The sequence below is a fragment of the Pirellulaceae bacterium genome (assembly GCA_029243025.1).
Lineage (GTDB): Bacteria > Planctomycetota > Planctomycetia > Pirellulales > Pirellulaceae.
On sequence record JAQWSU010000050.1, the window covers coordinates 26,122 to 43,624 of the forward strand.

The following is a 17,503-nucleotide window of genomic DNA, read 5'->3' on the forward strand; positions in this document are numbered from 1 at the left end:
TTCGTCGACTCCGCAATCAGGGATTCGAAGGAAGAGGATTATAGATGGCGTACTTCGGAAGCGTGATCTTTTTGTTAAGCCTGACACTGGCCTTGGTAAACCCCGTATCGACTCACGCGAGTGATGATCCTATCAAGGTCTTCATTCTTGCTGGGCAGTCCAACATGGAAGGCTATGGGATGCTTCCTAGCCTTGAATATTTGGGGCGGGATCAGACCTTTGGCCACCTGCTGAAGGAACTGAAACGCAAAGACGGCACATGGGCCGTCCGCGATGATGTGACGGTGTGCTGGAAAAAAAATGCGAATCAACGTTTTCATGGCCCGTTGAGTGTTGAATGGGGTGCGTTGCCTGGGCAGTCCATCGGACCGGAACTCATGTTTGGAACCTTGATGGGGCAACGTTATCAACAGCAGGTGTTGTTGATTAAGACCGCCTGGGGAGGCAAGAGTGTTTGGTGTGATTTTCGTTCGCCCAGTGCGGGCAAGATGACTTGGGACGAACGCCGTATTCTGAAACGTGACAATTGGCTCCAGCCGGGCAAATTCTACCAGCAGATGGTCAGCGATATCCGGCAGTGTTTGGGGGAGTTGGAAGAGGTGGTGCCGAGATATCAGGGGCAGGGATATGATCTTGTGGGGATGGTCTGGTTGCAAGGTTGGAATGACTTTTCTGAATGGCACCTGCAGTTGGATGGACGTCGTGTGGGGCTAGGTTTGATCGAAAGGTATCCACACAATTTAGCGGCAATGTTTCGCGACCTTCGCAGAGATTTGGCGGCTCCTCGGCTGCCGATTGTGATTGGGGAACTTGGCGTTGGCGGTCTGGAAATGAACAATCGAGCGAAGAATCCGGAGGATGAGGAGGCCGTTGCGATGGTCCGATTTCGTCAAGCCCAGCGTGCTGTGGTGATGGACCCGAAGCTCAGGAATGTTAGCTTTGTACCGACAGCTCAGTTTTGGGATGCTCGGTTACAAGAGCTGCGATTACAAGCGGATGCCTACTGGGACGAAAAACAGCGACTGCGGATTGAGGATACGGATGAGAATGTCTTGCCGACAAAACGGCTAAACGACGAATACTGGTCGCGGGGAGGCCACTGGTCTTGCCACTACAACGGTTCGGCTGCCACTTATGCTTTAATCGGGCAGGCATTTGCCAATGCATTTCAGCACCCCGATTGAGAACTTGCAAAAACAGGTGTCATGATTTGGCAAGCGGGTGTGCCAGAGGATATTGTTGTGTCGTGGGTACTTGCCGATTCTGGTGAATTTCAACCGTGCGACACGGTCGCCGCACGGTTAAAACGTTTGTAAAAGCCAGCTAGGCGATTCGGCATTTTGGGAACCGTTTGATCGGGGTGTACCTAAATCAAGCAGAGAACCGTTGGTGTCGTTCTTCTGTGCCTGAAGTGGGCAAAAGAATGAGAAGCTGATGATGATCAGCCTGTTATCAGCCTTCACAACGAGGGGAAACAATGAGACCTGAATTCTGGGCGGTCCTGACGGCGTTCTGTTGGGCGATAGGTTCGTTACTCGAAAAACGCGGAGTGCAGCTAGGGAATTTCGCACCTGTCATGGGCACGACAATTCGGACCAGCACGTCGGTGCTACTTCTGTTGGTGATCTCCTATCCATTTTGGGGGCAGACGAAAACGGTCGGAATGAAACCCATCTTGCTTATTGCAATTGGTGGCGGTCTGATTACGGGATGTCTTGGAATCATCTGCCTCTATTCGGCACTTAAAACGGGCCAGCTTTCGATCGTGCTGACCATCGCCTTTTGCCTGACTCCCGTGGTCGGCTCATTGTTGGGTTACCTGTTTTTAGATGAACGCCTCAAACTAACTCAGCTCTTGGGAATCGGTTTGTGCATTGCCGGGGCGGCCTTGGTTACGCTGTTTAAAAATCATTGATGACGTATCGGAAATCAATAACGGAAAAGGATTTCGTCCTGGTCGGAGAGAAGACAGGAAGTTTCTGAGTGGTCAGAGACCGGGGATGATTGCCCGGTTGAATGACCAAGCTGTGCAGGCATCGATTCGAGGCTTGGACAGCGAAAAGATCATTCATTTCTGATGCAGTCCGGATTAAAACGAACTGAATCGCCAGTGAGCAGCGCATTGTCTTCTTTACAATCTCTGTTCAGCCATGCCAACTCGATAATAGAGCTTAGCGAATCTGAATTCATGCGTCGTCAGATTAAGTTTGCAATCGATACTAATCGGAATCAATAATCTCTTCACACGATACCTGACGTGAAAAAGCGTGCCCGCGATAGAATCTGGTGCGCAGTGTGTGGGGTTTTAGGTCGTGAGCTTGGAATTGCGGGTCCAACGTCCGATTAGCAATGTCTGATTTCATGGATGCTTGCAATTGTTGCGAGGCGATTCGATTTGGCGTTTGCCAGCGGCAGTCATTAAAGTCACTGGCTGTCACAATTTGATTCGCAGGCGTTGTCGAGGAGTTTTTTCGCATTTCTATTTCGGGGGTCAGTTGTTGACGCTGCGATTTTTTGATTTTGAGGGCAAAAGAAAATGATGCGATCTCTGCGTATGTATTTTGGGTCTTTGGACAGACAGAATCTTGACCGACGACTTAAGTCGGATCCGATCTTACCCTCACAGATCGTCGTTTTGACTTTGATCGCTTGCTTTTTCGTTAGCCCAATACCATTGGATGCGGACGCAGTGAGAACGGTGCTTCGTTGGCAGGAGGATGAAACGCTCAGTGGCAAACAACATGGCGCTCGTGGAATGTGGCGAGACAATTTGTGGGGCTTTTCGTTCGATACGGGAGAGACCTGGGCCTACGATGGGCAACAGTTCCTACCTGCCGGGAAAATGCCAGGTAGGCAGCGACCGCTCATGTCGCTCTTCACGGATGATGGCATCTTTGTTGTTGCGCCCAGTAGGCATGATGGTGTCGTTACGGCAGATGTCCTGTTTTCACCCGATGGATTTGCAGACTATCAACTGCAACTTTCTTTGAATTCAACCACCAGTGGAACCCCATTCGCTTCCGCACAAGACCACTCCCTCGTTGATTTGGGAGACAGTCGTTTATTGTTTTTCGAATACAGTGATGAATCGCGAGTGTTTTACAGTGGAAATGCTGGCCAGAATTGGGACCTGCTGTTCGAACCTGATTCCACGTCAATTCGGCATTTTCATGGAGCGTTTTTTGATCCAGATTACGAAAAGCTATATGTGATGAGTGGAGACAGTAATGCCCAGTCAAGCATTATGGTCACCGACGATCTTTTTGGTGAGCATGGATTGATCAACGATCCCGGTTTATGGCGAACTCGCTGGGGAATGGATGATCCCGGTCGGAAAACGTTGGAAACGGAATGGCTGCTCAAGCCTTTGGGTCTTGATCGCAGTCAGCATTCTCGCTCCGTTGAGATGGAGATTGACGGAGATTACGTCTATTGGGGGGAAGATACCGGACGGCCCAGTGGTCAAAAAATGTTTCGGGCACACCGCCAAACGATGGAGGTTGAGGAGGTGGGCAGCGGAGGGATCATTGGTAGTCCGTGGCGCTTTCTTAAAACATCGGACGACAGGTTTCTCTTCTTAACCTCCGCAATTCATTGGCAAGGTGAGTTGTTTCCGGGCAGCGATGAATTTCTTCATCTCTATGAAATGACGGAGGACGGGAGTGATTACCGAGAGCTTGCAAGATTCAGCACACTCCATGAACTTTACAGTGGTTCGATGCCATTTGGTTTTGCTGAGGCTTTCGAGCGATTATGGATCAACGGCTACAACATAAGCGATCCGGAATACGATGTCGTTGGAAGTCTGATCGAAGTTGGGCTAGGAGATTTGAATGATGATGAGCAGTTGACAGCGATCGATATTGATTTGCTCAGTGCTGCGATTCGAAATCAGCAGTATCAGCCGATTTTCGATCTCGACATGGACGGCCGAGTGGATGGTGGTGATCGGGATTTGTGGGTGAATGAGTTGAAAGATTCGTTTTATGGAGACTCTAATCTTGACGGCGAATTTAGCTCCGATGATCTTACACACGCTTTGCAGTTTGCAGAATACGAAGACGACCTTCCACGGAACTCCGGCTGGGCGGCTGGCGATTGGAATGGTGATGGCGACTTTACTTCAGCCGACCTTGTGCTGGCGTTTGAGGGTGGCGCGTACGAGCAGGGACCTCGTGTGCACGCCGCGGTGCCCGAGCCACGGTCATGGACGCTCTTGGTGGTCGCTCTTGTCGGAATCCTCTTGAGTCGTCAGATTCGAGCGGCCTGCGTTGTCAGTTGAACCTGACTGGTCATCGCACTGATGGGACGTTTTTCGTGCCAATCTGAATGGATGACTCGTTTCGAGCAAAGATGATCCATGGCAGATTTTGTTGTTCAAAAAGATGGGGATATTCAGTCAATTCTTGGCGGCTTGTTCCGCCAATTGCTTTGCGGTGGGGAGTTGGCTGAGATCGTTCTCCTGAATCGTCAAATGTAAAGCCCGATTCCAGAGGTGTGGGCAGAAGATGTGGATCAGGCCATTGTCGATGACCGCATCGAGATAAGAAACATTGTGATTGAACCATCCTGACTTTTCTGGGTTGGGCGGAGTCCCGTTCGCGAAAAGAAACTGAGGCTCTGTCCACTGGCGGCCTCCATCGGTTGACAATGTGATCCAAATCTCCGATCGGTCACGCATGCCGTCCATGTTTCCACTTAAGCCGGTGTATTGCGAGCCAAGGTGGCGGTTGTGGAAAAGACTGATCAGCGTTCTGCCATCGCTGAGATGAAACACCATCGGTGGTGCGTCGGGATGAACCAGCTGAGAGGCGGCCGGCTGTGACCAAGTTTGTCCCGCATCCGTACTGCGAGCTGTCCAGATTTTTCCCGTGGGAGTGCGGGCCATGAACAAAACTTCATTGTTGCCCAAATCAATCGGTCGACCTTCATCCATGCGTTCATACTTTGGGGCGAACCAGCCATTGGGGCGCGTTCCGGGTAAGAGCGACCAGGATTCACCCTGGTCAGTGCTCCGTAGAAGGTACTGTCGCGTTTGCAATGGATTCTTGGACCAATCAGCTGCGTGGGATCCAATCAGCCATGCCCCACTGTCTGTCTCGCACATGCGAGTTACGGACATGCCAAGAAAACCAGGGTCATTCTTTGGCTTGATCAGTTTTGCGTTGCTCCAACTGTGTCCGTCATCGTCGGACCAGCGAAAGCCAATCGGCGTGTTTTCGTGTCGTCCCTTTTCACGACTGTACTTACTCGGGATCGGCTGTGTGCCGAATGCGTAGATCCGTTTGCTTCCTTGAGGAATAAAAGGTACGAATCCGTGTTGGCTGTAGTCGATGTCGAAAGCAACGCTGGGGCCTTGCCAGCTGGCCCCATTGTCACGAGAACGGTAGGCAAGTAGATCATTTACCTTTCCACCCCCCGCTGCATAGTGATTGCCCTCAGGGAACATCAGTAATAGGTCCCCTTTCGGCGTGCGAACCGCTCGTGTTTCGAACAGCCCTCTGAGGCCCTTCCTGGCGACGTGGACCACTTGGCCCTTCAGCGATTTATGATGAATCAGTCCCAACTCAGCGTCGAAGACGAAGTTTTGAGGCGGATCGGTTTTTGTCAGCCTGATTGGATTCTTGATGCCAATCACAACCGAATCAAGTAATGAGTCATCTGCTTGGACGGCGTTGGATAGGTTCTGTCTGCAGGGAATTATCAGGAGCAAAATGATCAGGCCAAGTAGGCACCGATATTGTATGGGGGTTCGCATGGCAATTGGCTCGAATGCTTTTCGAGATTGATGGATGTTGAGCTGTCTGATGATGATTATCCAACTTTCTGGTTGTGGAGCAACGGTTTTCACGTGTTGGTTTCCTTTTCGGCGTCATCAGAGTTGAGTGGGATTTGGCAAAAAATCAGGCATTGGCTCAGACGGTAAGCTGCTTTCCTCTGTTTCTGGCCAGAATCCCACAATGAACGACCGGTGAGCGGAGTAGGTCGCTCTTGGTGGGTTGATCATGGAATCGAGTTCCGACGGGCCCTTGACCGAACCGATCCGATCTCGTCATGGTGACAAAACGGTATTTCGGTTTGTGCTTATGAGGTTTCCGCAGAATTCGGTTTGCTCCTTTTGTGCGAATGGGCCAGTGGGATTGATTTCGAATGCGAGCGGTGGTGGACTTGGATTCAATCTCGCATCGCAGATAGAATGTGATGGACGCAAACAGGTGATCGCAAACATGAGGCCTAGGATGAATTAGGTCTGTAATGGTCGGGAATTCGTTGCTGAAGATGGTTGAGAGAAAGATGGGAGTCCATGAGTAGGGTGCAGAGTCCAGGATTGCGGCGAGAGCTTGGCGTCTTTGGTGCGATGATGATGGGCCTGGGCTCAATTGTCGGAACAGGAGTGTTTGTCAGCATTGGATTTGCGGCGGAAGTCGCCGGTTCGAGCGTGCTTTTAGCGATTGTGTTTGCGTCTTTGGTTGCCATGTGTAACGGTCTAAGCAGTGCGCAACTTGCAGCCAATCATCCTGTGAGCGGCGGAACCTATGAATATGGTTACAAGTGGTTGTCACCTCGTTTGGGTTTTACTGCTGGTTGGATGTTCATGTGTGCGAAATCGGCTTCAGCCGCGACAGCAGCCCTCGGTTTCGCCGGTTATTTACTGAACACGATCGGTTATGACCAGAACGAGTATCGACTTTCGGTTGCTCTTATTGCCCTCTGCGCGTTGACCGTGGTTGCATTGACGGGAATCCAACGAACAAGTCGAGCGAACATCTTGATCGTTGTTGTGACACTGTGCTCTCTCATGTTTTTTGTCCTCGCCGGTATGCCTTGGGTCGCGGCACCTGCCGATGAAAAACCGCTGAAGTTTTTTCAGGAATCAGGTGATGGATTTGGATTATTGCAGGCAACGGCTCTGATGTTTGTGGCCTATACGGGTTATGGTCGGATCGCGACATTGGGCGAAGAGGTCAGGGAGCCACGACGTACAATCCCTCTTGCAGTGATTTGCACGCTGGCCGTGTCCATGTGTTTGTATTTCAGCGTTGCTTATATCGCCTTAGCCGTCGTAGGAGCAGAAACTTACGGTGAATTAACCCGTAACCAAGTGGCGCCGCTGCAAGCGATTGCCGAAAAGTTTCCAGTTTCCGGTGCAAGCCTCATCCTCGCGATCGGCGCGATGACTTCGATGCTCGGCGTGCTTTTGAATCTGCTACTGGGTTTGTCACGCGTTTTATTTGCGATGGCCCGAAGAGGTGATATGCCACACGGATTGTCTGCGGTCAGCGCGGAGACAGGTATACCGTGGAGCGCGACCCTCGTGGTTTCGGCCATTATTGGTGGCTTGGTTCTTTTCAGTGATGTGCGAGTGACCTGGTCGTTTAGCGCATTCACGGTGTTGATTTACTATGCGCTCACCAACATCTGCGCGCTGCGATTGGCCCCGCAGGAACGCTTATTTCCGATTTGGCCTGCTTGGTGTGGATTGGGCGCATGCCTTTTTCTCGCCTTCTGGGTGAATTGGGGCGTCTGGCTAGTGGGACTTGCATTGATCGGCATTGGCTTAGTTTGGCACGAGTTGATCTCGCGTCGAGCGAAGTTCTAATGAGAGCCATGCGTTGAAATGGCCAGGCTGTTGTCTGAATTGTCCTCCGCAGCCAGGTCGCGTGACTCGGGTCGTCAGGTCATCACCTCAACGAGAAACTGCGAGCCTTTTGCAACCGAGTTTCCAGCGGTGAAACTTGAGGGGAAGCAATTCGATCCAGGAGTGATCTCTGCGACTGACCTGCCTCCTGCCAATCTTCCCATTTCGTGCCACGTCCAAATTAATTGGTTGAATTGGTGCGAAGATAGATGTGATCTGTTGGGTGAACGGGTATGATGCGGGTTGCATTCCTTCACTTCAAATGGAGTTATCGTCGTGGGTATTCATCGGTTTCTGCTTTCGTCGATCTTGTGGGGTTCTTTGGTTTCACTCGTGTTTGCAGCGGATTGGCCAACCTGGCGACACGATGCAAATCGATCCGCAACAACTTCTGAGCAATTACCTCAGCAGCTTCATCTGCAATGGACATGGAAATTTCCTGAGTTGAAGCCGGCTTGGAATGAAGACGAACGGCTGCACTTTGATGCGCATTACGAGCCCATTGTTGCCAATGGCATTCTGTATGTCAGTTCACCCAGAAATCACTCGGTCGCGGCGATTGATGTCGAGAAGGGACTCCGTAAATGGCGGTTTTTTGCTGACGGACCGATTCGATTTGCGCCAGTTCACTTCAATGGCAGGGTCTACTTTGGAGCCGATGATGGCTGCATGTATTGTCTCGATGCCGAGTCGGGGGAGATCCATTGGAAATTTAATGGGGCACCATCAAATCGATTGGCGATGGGGAACGAAAGGCTGATCTCCGTTTGGCCCGTACGAACAGGGGCCGTTGTTCGAGATGGTCGTGTGCTGTTTACCAGCGGTGTTTGGCCTTTCGAAGGTACGATGCTTTATGAGTTGGATGCTGAGACGGGTAAGGAACTCCGGGTTACTGATTTGGGTGACCATTCTCCGCAAGGTTATCTGGCCATTAACGAAACGTCGATTTTCATTCCCGGCGGTCGTTCCCGGGCTTATGTGATCGATCGGGCAACGGGGAAGAACGTACCATGTTCGTACGAATCAAAAGGGTTAACCGATTACCATCTCGCTGCCGATGACGCATATCTGTTTCATGGCGATCGAGTTTTTCCTGCCGGTGCATCCAGTCCGAAAGCGTTGGGACTCGAAGCCGATCGGCCAGTTTTGGATCAGGGGAAAATCTATTTCACGAAGCAAAGTCAATTGCAGGCCGTTGACATCGTGAACATGCTGGAGGTTGAAAAAACCGATCGCAAGGGAAAGTCTTATGTTGCCAAACAGCCCCGAGAAATCTGGAAGTTAGAAAAACAGCCCGTCACGAAGGTTCATCTCAAAGCCGGTGATAGCTTGTTGGCCCATGATCAGAAAAAACTGCTTGCCATTCGGACGCCCGCAACGGATGAGGGAACGCCCAGTGTGAGTTGGAGCCACGAGATCAGCGGGACGCCAGCGACGATGCTGGTCAGCAATGAGCGACTGTTTGTGGTAACCGAAGAAGGTGAAATTCATTGTTTTGGTAGTGAGCGAGGCATTCCGGGAACCTATCGAGAAGCGAAACCTCGATCAATCGTGACGAATTCGGTTGACTTGAGTGCCCTGGTCGGTGCTGCAGAGAAAACGAATGGATACTGCTTATATGTTGGCGTGGAAAATGAAGCAGTACTCGAAGCGCTTGTGGATTTAACCGACTTTCACATTTTCGTGATCGATGATGATCCGAAGCTTGTTGATCGTTTAAGACGTCACTATGTCGCTCGTGGTGATTACGGTGAAAGAATTGTTGCCCGAGTTGGAGACTTTGAAACACTCCGCTTTTCCCCCTACTTCGCGAGCCTCGTGGTTTGCGATAAATCGGAGTTAGCCGGTCCCCAAGACGTCCAAGCAATTTACTCAACGGTCAGGCCCTATGGAGGGGCTCTCGTCTTCCGGGATAAGCCTGTCGAAGATGTACAACAGGCTGCGAAAAAACTAGAAAAGGCTGAGGTGAGTCGGGTTGATGGTTATACCATTGTGAAACGCCAAGGCGCTTTAGTGGGGTCGGCAAACTGGACGCATGAATTCGGTGATGCTGCAAACTCTTTGATGTCGCAGGATAATTTGGTCAAAGCGCCACTCGGACTGCTGTGGTACGGTGGCCCTTCATCCGATGGCAGTTTGTTTTTTGATCGACATGATTGGCCTCCAAGTGCGCAAATCATCGACGGTCGCATGTTTTTTCAAGGACCAGCGACATTTGCCGCCGTCGATGTCTACACCGGACAAATGTTGTGGAAGTTGCCACTTCCCACCGGTGTCAGCCCAGGGCGAAGATCGAATTGGGGATCTCACGGTTTCCATTTTGTCGCATTGAGCGATGGGGTTTACTTGGCATTCCCGGAAAAATGTGTGCGGATCGATCCGGACTCGGGCGAGGTACTCAACGAGTTCCGACTTGCTGAAGCGGGCGACTGGGGAAAGATTCGCATTATCGATGACAAAATGGTGGTTCCCGTCTTCCGACCCACCGAAGGATCGAAGGAACAATTACCCACGAAACTCGTTGCACTAAATCGCTATTCCGGGGAAATCGTCTGGGAAGTTGAGTCGGAGACTGGATTTTCGCTGGTCTCGATGGCCAACGACAAAGTGTTCGTCTACGAAGGGAAACTAGCTGGGTTGTACGTCGGTGACAGTAAGGAACGTCGTCGCGGAATCCCTGTTCCGCAAAGTAAGACGACGGTGAAGTCTCTTGATCTTAATACGGGTTTGGTGAACTGGCAGCGTCCGACGGAGTACGCCGGCTCCTGGCTGACCTATTCCGCCAAACACGACGTGCTCTTGATGTCGAACAAAGAAGGTGTCAATGCGCTTTCTGGGAAAGACGGTGCCCCACTTTGGAGTAAACGATCTGACGGAGAAGGTTTTCGCGGGCATCCTGAAAATTATTGGGACAAAGTTATCGTCTGGGACGATTGGATTATCGATCAACGCGGTCCCGGTAAGTCCTATGATGTTCGTACGGGTGACGAAATCGTTCGCATCAATCCCATTACGGGTACGGAATCGGATTGGCAATTCACGAAGGTCGGACATCACTGCAATTATGCCATTGCAAATCCCCATATGATGACTTTTCGAGCGGCCTCGGCCGGTTTCTGCAATATTGAAACCGGCGAGACGTCGCGACTCAATGGATTTCGATCTGGTTGCCGGAATAGTCTGATCCCGGCAAACGGTATTTTGAATGCACCCAACTTTGGCTACGGATGTACCTGTTCCTATTCGCTCTTTACATCACTTGCCATGGTTCACATCCCCGATGATGTGAACTATTGGAGTTACAGTCGATACGATGAAGAGATCGACGAAGTGAAACAGGTAGGCATCAATTTTGGCGCTCCCGGAGATCGCCGTGACGAGGCCGGGACGATGTGGCTGGACTATCCAAATGTTGGTGGTCCTTCGCCCAAACTCAAGATCGAACTCAAAGCAGCAGATCCACAGTATTTTCGTCTGCACCCCAGCCAAATGCGAGGGGAAGGAACCAATTGGGTCAATGCGTCCGGAGTGGAGGGCGTGCAAAGCGTTTTGATCTCGGTTGGCAAGCCAGAAAGTGAAACACGAACCTTCGATTTGAAATTCTATTTTGCCGAACCGACGCCGGAAGTGGCCAAGGCTCGTAAGTTTGGCCTGTTTGTGCAGGGAAACAAGGTGCTAGAGGATTTTGATTTGATGGCGGAGGCTCAAGGTGCTCGTCGGGGTGTCGTACGAACGGTGAAAGGTGTTCGCGCGAAAGAAAAAATTGTTGTCGACTTTGAGGCCAATTCAAGCGTTCCTTTGTTATCGGGTATCGAAATATCACTCGTGAAAGAGTAGCCGGACCCGGAGGATTGCGTTATCGAATCAAAAGAGGGGTAGCAACGATGTTCGAAATTCGAGTCGTCTGCTTCCTGCTTGTGAACGTTACTTGCCTGCTGTTTGTTACAGCTGACGACGTGGCGGCCCAAATTCGAATGAACGAAATCCAAGTGATCGGAACCCATAATTCCTATCATCTTGCGCCCCATCCAACCGTGATGAGATTGATTGCTCAGAGGCAGGAGTCGTTGGCGCAATCTTTGGATTACACACATCGTCCGTTGTCTGAGCAATTCGGTCAGCTGGGGATCCGACAAATCGAGCTGGATATCTATGCCGATCCCACAGGCGGACTCTATGCAAAACCGTTGATGGCCAAACAGGTTGCCGATGTTCGGTACGATCCCAAGGGCGCATTGCAACGCCCCGGGCTGAAGGTGCTTCATATTCAAGATATCGATTATCGCACTACGGTATTAACACTGGTCGATGCTCTTCAGCAAGTACGATCATGGTCCCGGGAAAACCCCCAGCACGTTCCAATCTTGATCATGTTGGAGGTGAAGCAGCAGCCGATTGGAAATGAATTCACACGTCCACACCCTTTTGGACAGTCTGAATTCAATATGATTGATCGAGAGATCCTCTCGGTGTTCGAGCCGACGGATATCCTGAAGCCGGATGATGTTCGAGGTGACGATGAGTCGTTGCGGAGCGCAGTCACCCAGCGGGGCTGGCCTTACCTTAACGATGTCCGAGGAAAGGTGATGTTTGCTTTAGACAACGAAGGTGTTGTGCGCGATTCCTATTTGCTTGGCCATCGGGCTCTACGTGGACGTTTGTTGTTTGTTAGCGTTGATGAATCGGATGACGCCGCCGCCTTCATGAAGCTGAATGATCCAATTGAGGACTTTCAGAAAATTCAAGATGCCGTTCGGAAGGGCTTTCTTGTCAGGACGCGAGCTGATTCGGGAACACGACAGGCACGTTTTAATGATCCGACCCAAGCCGAAAAAGCATTTGCCAGTGGTGCACAATTTATCAGTACGGATTATCCAGAGCCTGATCACCGCTTTAGTGATTACCGCGTTGTATTTCCCCGCAGTATCGTGGCGCGCGGTAATGTCCTGAATGGTGATGCCGCTTGGCATGCACAGGAGTTTGATTTGAGTCGTGAGCGGCCAGCCGTGAAGTCGCAATTGTCCGATTAAACCGACGGTGCAACCAAGACAAACTCTATCGCGAGGCGGATTCTAATTCGCGCGTCGGACCTCAATAGGACGCAGTCGGATGTTTCTGTATTTCACCGCTGTATGGTCACCCTGCAATAGAATCGGTCCGGGCAACATGTCGTTTGCTTGCAAGCCTCCACCGGTGCAGCCTTCAATAGGTTGATTGTCGATCACCTTTGTTCCGTTCAGAATGACCGTTAGGTGTCGATCCACGAGGGTCAGCAGATAGCGATTCCACTTACCGCCGGATCTGCCCGCATTGAGGGAGGGTTTGATGCGACCGAAGATCGCGCCCGGTCCTTGAATTCCTTGCATGGGGCTGGCATGATCGACTACTTGAGCTTCGTACATTCCTCTTAAGTACACGCCGCTGTTTCCTCCGGTTGGAACGTTGTACTCGATCGCTAATTCAAAGTCCTCAAACTCTTGCTCAGTCCGCAGGTTTCCAAATTCGCCATAAGCGCCAAAATCGAGTTTCGGCGTTTCGTTGATCAGGCAACCATCCTCCACCCGCCAGCCGTTCTTCTTTTTTCGATTCGAGAGTTTCCAGCCAGTGAGGTCTTGACCGTTAAACAACTCAATCACCTCACCGTAGCTGACATCTGACAAGTCCGGTTTCGGAGGTGGAGGCGAAATGCGACTGCCCTCGATTTGAACCTGTTCATCTTTAACCACGGACTTGGAATCTGCCGTAGCTTGGAAAAATATCAGCTGCAATTTTCCATTCTTCAGAGTCGCTTGGAAAGGACGCGTGATTGACTTGGTCACCGATTCTCCGTACGGACGCCAGGTGATCTTCCGCGCAAATCTCAGCGATTCACCTTGGATTTGAATTGATCGAATCGGTCGAGCGCTGCCCACACTCCATAGCATCCAGCCCCGCAATTGGTCTCCATCTTTGCTCAATTTGAGCCAGGCGGGATTGCCGTCCGGGAGTTCAAATGCCCATGCCCCTAGAAAATTTGGCTCATGCGTCTCCGTTGCCAGTAGCGGCGAACTTACCGTGGTTAGCGTGGCCAAAACAAGGATCGTCGATGAAGAGGGCATAAGGGGGGCTCCCAAAGCAGATTGATGGGCGATTTAGGACATTTCACCGGTTGAATCCCGACCAGCCGGGGGGCAACGCCAGCCGATTTTTTCAGATCGACACGTTGGATCATACCAACTGTTGATCGCTATGAGATAATCGAATGGAGTTGTCGAATGGAGTTGTCGAATGGAGTTGATTGTGAACCGATTTTAAGTTTTGGAGACGAACAAGTTGGGGGGACGCATCCGGTTCACTGCGATTCCATTCTGAGAGATTTCGGCAACGAACCCTGTCGACTTCGCATACCGAGAGTCGCGCCGTGCCTGACAAAGTGGGTGATTGTTTTGGGGGTGACTGAACGCGCCGGTAATATCTGTTCTGGACGGCGAAGGGCATGTTCAAATGTTTTTACAGCGATCGAATCATATTTTACGTGAATTGTCTTGAAGGCGATGACTGAGGGTTTTAGAATGCTGCAACACCGTGCCGCGTGGGTACCGGTGATAACGCTCGCAGCATCAAAATCTAGGTAAAGCTAACGAAGGCACTCACTTTCAAACGGTCTCTCCCATCACCCGTAGGGTGATCGGTTGTTTGGCTTGTTCGAAGGTGAGTGCTTTTTTTATGGACTTATCTAGGCATTCATTCGACAACGACTCGTAAAGGTAAGCAAAGATGAAAACAACCTTGAAGATGTTATTTGCTTTAGGGCTCATGTGTGCGATTTCCAGCCAAGCGTTGGCAGGTGTGCATGATGGCCTGATTAACTATTGGAACTTTGACGGCAATTTCGACGACACCGCTGGCTCGATCGCCGGCAACAACAGTACGAAGGCGGACAATGGCAGTCAACCAGCCGCAGCCGTCTCGTTAGCAAACTGGACTGATATTAACCCCGATGCAGCCGCACTGGGTCAGTACGGCGTGTTCGATGGAACTGCCGAAGGATACATCGAAGTTCCTGACAGCGCGGACATTGTCCGTGCCGGTGGGGGCGTCTCGATTTCAGCTTGGTTACAAGTCAACAATTTCGATCAAGGTTGGCAAGCATTGCTCGCCCATGGTGAAGGTTCGGATTACCGAATTGCTCGCCGTGGTGGTGGATCGAACATCATTTCCTACGCCGGTGGAACGGGTGACATTCCCACGAACGATTCGACCGGACCTGATATCAACGACGGAAACTGGCATCATGTGGTCGCTATCAGTCCGATCTTCATGGATCAAGCTGCCTCGCAGTTATGGGTTGATGGTGTTCAAGTCGCAACCGGTGGCAACGCAGTGTTGGGGGACAACGGTTCTGGTCGCCTGATGATCGGTGGTAACCCGGACACATCGGGTGACGGATACCGAACTTGGGATGGTGCCATTGAAGATGTTGGAATGTGGGATCGCCCACTGACGGGTTCTGAGATCGAATCGATCTTCACTTCGGGTCAGAATGGCATTCCGCTGGCGGCAATTCCAGAACCGAGTGCCGGTCTGTTGGTCATGTTGGCCGCGGGTGCACTTCCTTTCTTCCGTCGACGCCGTCGTTAATCGACTGCAGAGAACGAGCAAACAAGATTATTAAACGGCAGCCTTTTGGGGCTGCCGTTTTTTTTGGGGGGGGAAGGAATCATTGCCTCAATAATTTCAGGGAAGATTGGTGGTATCTGTCGCGAATGTACTCCCGGTCGGTATTTCGAATTAAGCTAGACTGTAGGCTTCCCTTCCTTTTTTTCGTAAGACCTTTAGGTTGAACGGGCTGTTTACTGAGTTCATCCGTCGAGACCGCTGATGGCCATTACCAGGTATTCCATCGATCGTCGATCTTTGCTACCGACACGAGGTTCGCTGACCTTTTGGATCGGTTTGCAATTCTTGGGGTTTGCCATTCTGGGCTGTAGTAACTCAGAACCCCGGCAATCTTCTCAACCGCCCACGGGGTTAGGATCGGTATCGGAGCAGCGCACGGATAAAGCTTTGAGTCCGGATGAAGAGCTGGGCCATCCAAGCTCCCAACTGGTGACGGCACCTGGCATGGAGCAACACAAATTCATAGCTCCCTTGGCCGACGCCTACTCTCGTATCGATCCGATACGAGACGGTTGGGATAGCGAAGCCTTGGGAGCGAAAGCCGGGCAGCAACTCGTACGTTTCGGCCGGATGCTGCAAGCTGAAACGGCACCAGCTGAGCCCGAGCTCGAACGAATCATTTCTTCAACCTTTTCAGCGCAGAACTTGTTTCAGTCTCAGGGGATCGCTGTGTATGGCGACGAAACGTTGCGGATCAATCGAGTTGACGTGGGTCCACAGCCTTCTTCGTCAGCAGTAGGCGTTCGCCGATTCCAGGAATTGCGTGACTCTTTCCGTACTCGATTTAATCCTGTAGCAGCCAGCGAACTCAAATTCAAAGTGGTCCGTGTCAATCTTTCCGATGAAACGGCAAATACTGAGGTTTATTTCCATGCAGACGGAAACTCCGGAGAGGGTCTCACTGAGCTTTCAGCCGTCTGGACCGTCAGTTGGCAATCGATCCAGAACGAACTGAAAATCAATTCAGTCACCGTGGATCAACAAGAGAACGTGACTCATCCAAACAGCCAGCAAACGCGTTTCGCGGATTGCACAGCTTCGGTTTTAGGGGAGAATGCTTCCTACCAGGAGCAGCTCTTGTACGGCACGGATCATTGGCGTAGTCGTTTCTCAAGGAGTCTAGGGCTTGATGTCGTTGCAAACCATGGACTTGCCATCGGCGATGTCAACGGCGACGGGTTGGACGATCTCTATTTATGCCAACAGGGAGGGTTACCTAATCGGCTGTACATTCAACAGGCTGACGGGCGATTGATCGATCGTTCGCTGAAGAGCGGGACCGACTGGTTGGATTTTTGTGCCAGCGCATTGTTGATTGATTTAGATAATGATGGCGACCGAGACCTGGTCGTCGGTGGAGAGTCTCGAATTATGCTGATGGAAAATGACGGTCGCGGTCATTTTTCGTTGCGCAAGGCGGTGCAAACACTCGCACAGACCTTCTCTTTAACCGCCGCTGACTTCGATCTGGACGGCGATCTTGATCTTTTTTGTTGTGGCTACAATCCGCTGGGTGATCGAGCACAACGGGGTGCGATGGGGGAACCCGTCCCGTACCATGACGCTCAAAATGGCGGCAGGAACATGCTGCTGAAAAACAACTCGAACTGGGAATTCGCCAACGTCACAACCGAGGTCGGGCTGGATCAAAACAACAATCGATTTAGCTTCGCAGCCTCCTGGGAAGACTATGACAACGACGGCGATAGCGATCTTTACGTTGCCAATGACTATGGTCGAAACAATCTCTATCAAAACAACCAGGGCACATTCCGAGATGTCGCTGGCGAACTGGGCGTCGAGGACATGTCGGCAGGCATGTCCGTTAGCTGGGCAGATTTCAATCGTGACGGCTGGATGGATTTCTATGTGAGCAACATGTTTTCTGCTGCCGGCAATCGCATCACTTTTCAACGTCAGTTCCGTTCAGCCGAAGCCAGCCACCTCAAGGAGCAGTATCAACGACACGCCCGAGGCAACTCACTCTTCCAAGCCGATGGCAAGGGTGGGTTTGCCGATGTAAGTGTCCCGGCCGGAGTTACCATGGGACGTTGGGCATGGGGAAGTCGTTTTATCGATTTCAATAATGATGGATGGCAGGATATTCTGATTGCCAACGGTTTTATTACCACGGCCGACACCGGAGACTTGTGAAGCGTTTACTGGCGACAAGTTGTGTCGCAATCGCCTGCTGAATTGAGCCCC

Annotated in this window: 10 protein-coding genes; 8 read left to right on the forward strand and 2 right to left on the reverse strand. The window is 51.3% G+C overall.

The annotated features are described in order from the left end of the window. The first annotated feature begins 44 nt into the window (after positions 1–44). The 3 genes from P8N76_24575 to P8N76_24585 all read left to right on the forward strand — a co-directional run bounded on the left by P8N76_24575 (position 45) and on the right by P8N76_24585 (position 4,282). Positions 45–1,184 carry a sialate O-acetylesterase gene (locus P8N76_24575; protein MDG2384868.1) on the forward strand — a complete coding sequence of 380 codons (1,140 nt, stop codon included), beginning with the start codon at positions 45–47 and terminating at the stop codon, positions 1,182–1,184. A gap of 293 nt (positions 1,185–1,477) precedes the next feature. Continuing rightward, on the forward strand, positions 1,478–1,915 hold the full coding sequence (locus tag P8N76_24580) for an EamA family transporter (GenBank protein MDG2384869.1): 438 nt from the start codon (positions 1,478–1,480) through the stop codon (positions 1,913–1,915). 621 nt (positions 1,916–2,536) lie between these two features. Then, entirely contained in the window at positions 2,537–4,282 is a 1,746-nt protein-coding gene (locus P8N76_24585) for a dockerin type I repeat-containing protein (protein ID MDG2384870.1), read from the forward strand. A gap of 117 nt (positions 4,283–4,399) precedes the next feature. Here the strand turns inward: P8N76_24585 and P8N76_24590 are convergent, their stop codons facing one another. Further along, positions 4,400–5,758: a sialidase family protein gene (locus P8N76_24590; GenBank protein ID MDG2384871.1), complete on the reverse strand. Its 1,359-nt coding sequence runs from the start codon at positions 5,756–5,758 to the stop codon at positions 4,400–4,402. A 546-nt stretch (positions 5,759–6,304) separates the two neighbouring features. On the opposite strand from P8N76_24590, the gene P8N76_24595 reads away from it, so the two are divergent. The 3 genes from P8N76_24595 to P8N76_24605 all read left to right on the forward strand — a co-directional run bounded on the left by P8N76_24595 (position 6,305) and on the right by P8N76_24605 (position 12,669). Next, on the forward strand, positions 6,305–7,600 hold the full coding sequence (locus P8N76_24595; GenBank protein MDG2384872.1) for an APC family permease: 1,296 nt from the start codon (positions 6,305–6,307) through the stop codon (positions 7,598–7,600). A 315-nt stretch (positions 7,601–7,915) separates the two neighbouring features. Continuing rightward, positions 7,916–11,476, forward strand: coding sequence for a PQQ-binding-like beta-propeller repeat protein (locus tag P8N76_24600; GenBank protein ID MDG2384873.1), 3,561 nt, complete (start codon positions 7,916–7,918; stop codon positions 11,474–11,476). A gap of 47 nt (positions 11,477–11,523) precedes the next feature. After that, positions 11,524–12,669, forward strand: coding sequence for a phosphatidylinositol-specific phospholipase C1-like protein (locus P8N76_24605; protein MDG2384874.1), 1,146 nt, complete (start codon positions 11,524–11,526; stop codon positions 12,667–12,669). A 42-nt stretch (positions 12,670–12,711) separates the two neighbouring features. On the opposite strand, the gene P8N76_24610 is transcribed toward P8N76_24605, so the two are convergent. Next, positions 12,712–13,737 (reverse strand): DUF1080 domain-containing protein, encoded by a 1,026-nt coding sequence (locus tag P8N76_24610; protein MDG2384875.1) that lies wholly within the window; start codon positions 13,735–13,737, stop codon positions 12,712–12,714. 658 nt (positions 13,738–14,395) lie between these two features. Between P8N76_24610 and P8N76_24615 the strand changes: the two genes are divergently transcribed. Beyond that, on the forward strand, positions 14,396–15,259 hold the full coding sequence (locus P8N76_24615; GenBank protein MDG2384876.1) for a hypothetical protein: 864 nt from the start codon (positions 14,396–14,398) through the stop codon (positions 15,257–15,259). A 240-nt stretch (positions 15,260–15,499) separates the two neighbouring features. Then, positions 15,500–17,452 (forward strand): VCBS repeat-containing protein, encoded by a 1,953-nt coding sequence (locus tag P8N76_24620; GenBank protein MDG2384877.1) that lies wholly within the window; start codon positions 15,500–15,502, stop codon positions 17,450–17,452. Positions 17,453–17,503: the final 51 nt, after the last annotated feature.

What these genes read in the sequence shown, in the direction of transcription:
- P8N76_24585 (MDG2384870.1), top strand. Translation starts at nt 2,537, where the DNA reads ATGATGCGATCTCTGCGTATGTATTTTGGGTCTTTGGACAGACAGAAT.
- P8N76_24595 (MDG2384872.1), top strand. Translation starts at nt 6,305, where the DNA reads ATGAGTAGGGTGCAGAGTCCAGGATTGCGGCGAGAGCTTGGCGTCTTT.
- P8N76_24590 (MDG2384871.1), bottom strand. Translation starts at nt 5,758, where the DNA reads ATGCGAACCCCCATACAATATCGGTGCCTACTTGGCCTGATCATTTTG.
- P8N76_24615 (MDG2384876.1), top strand. Translation starts at nt 14,396, where the DNA reads ATGAAAACAACCTTGAAGATGTTATTTGCTTTAGGGCTCATGTGTGCG.
- P8N76_24610 (MDG2384875.1), bottom strand. Translation starts at nt 13,737, where the DNA reads ATGCCCTCTTCATCGACGATCCTTGTTTTGGCCACGCTAACCACGGTA.
- P8N76_24605 (MDG2384874.1), top strand. Translation starts at nt 11,524, where the DNA reads ATGTTCGAAATTCGAGTCGTCTGCTTCCTGCTTGTGAACGTTACTTGC.
- P8N76_24620 (MDG2384877.1), top strand. Translation starts at nt 15,500, where the DNA reads ATGGCCATTACCAGGTATTCCATCGATCGTCGATCTTTGCTACCGACA.
- P8N76_24580 (MDG2384869.1), top strand. Translation starts at nt 1,478, where the DNA reads ATGAGACCTGAATTCTGGGCGGTCCTGACGGCGTTCTGTTGGGCGATA.
- P8N76_24575 (MDG2384868.1), top strand. Translation starts at nt 45, where the DNA reads ATGGCGTACTTCGGAAGCGTGATCTTTTTGTTAAGCCTGACACTGGCC.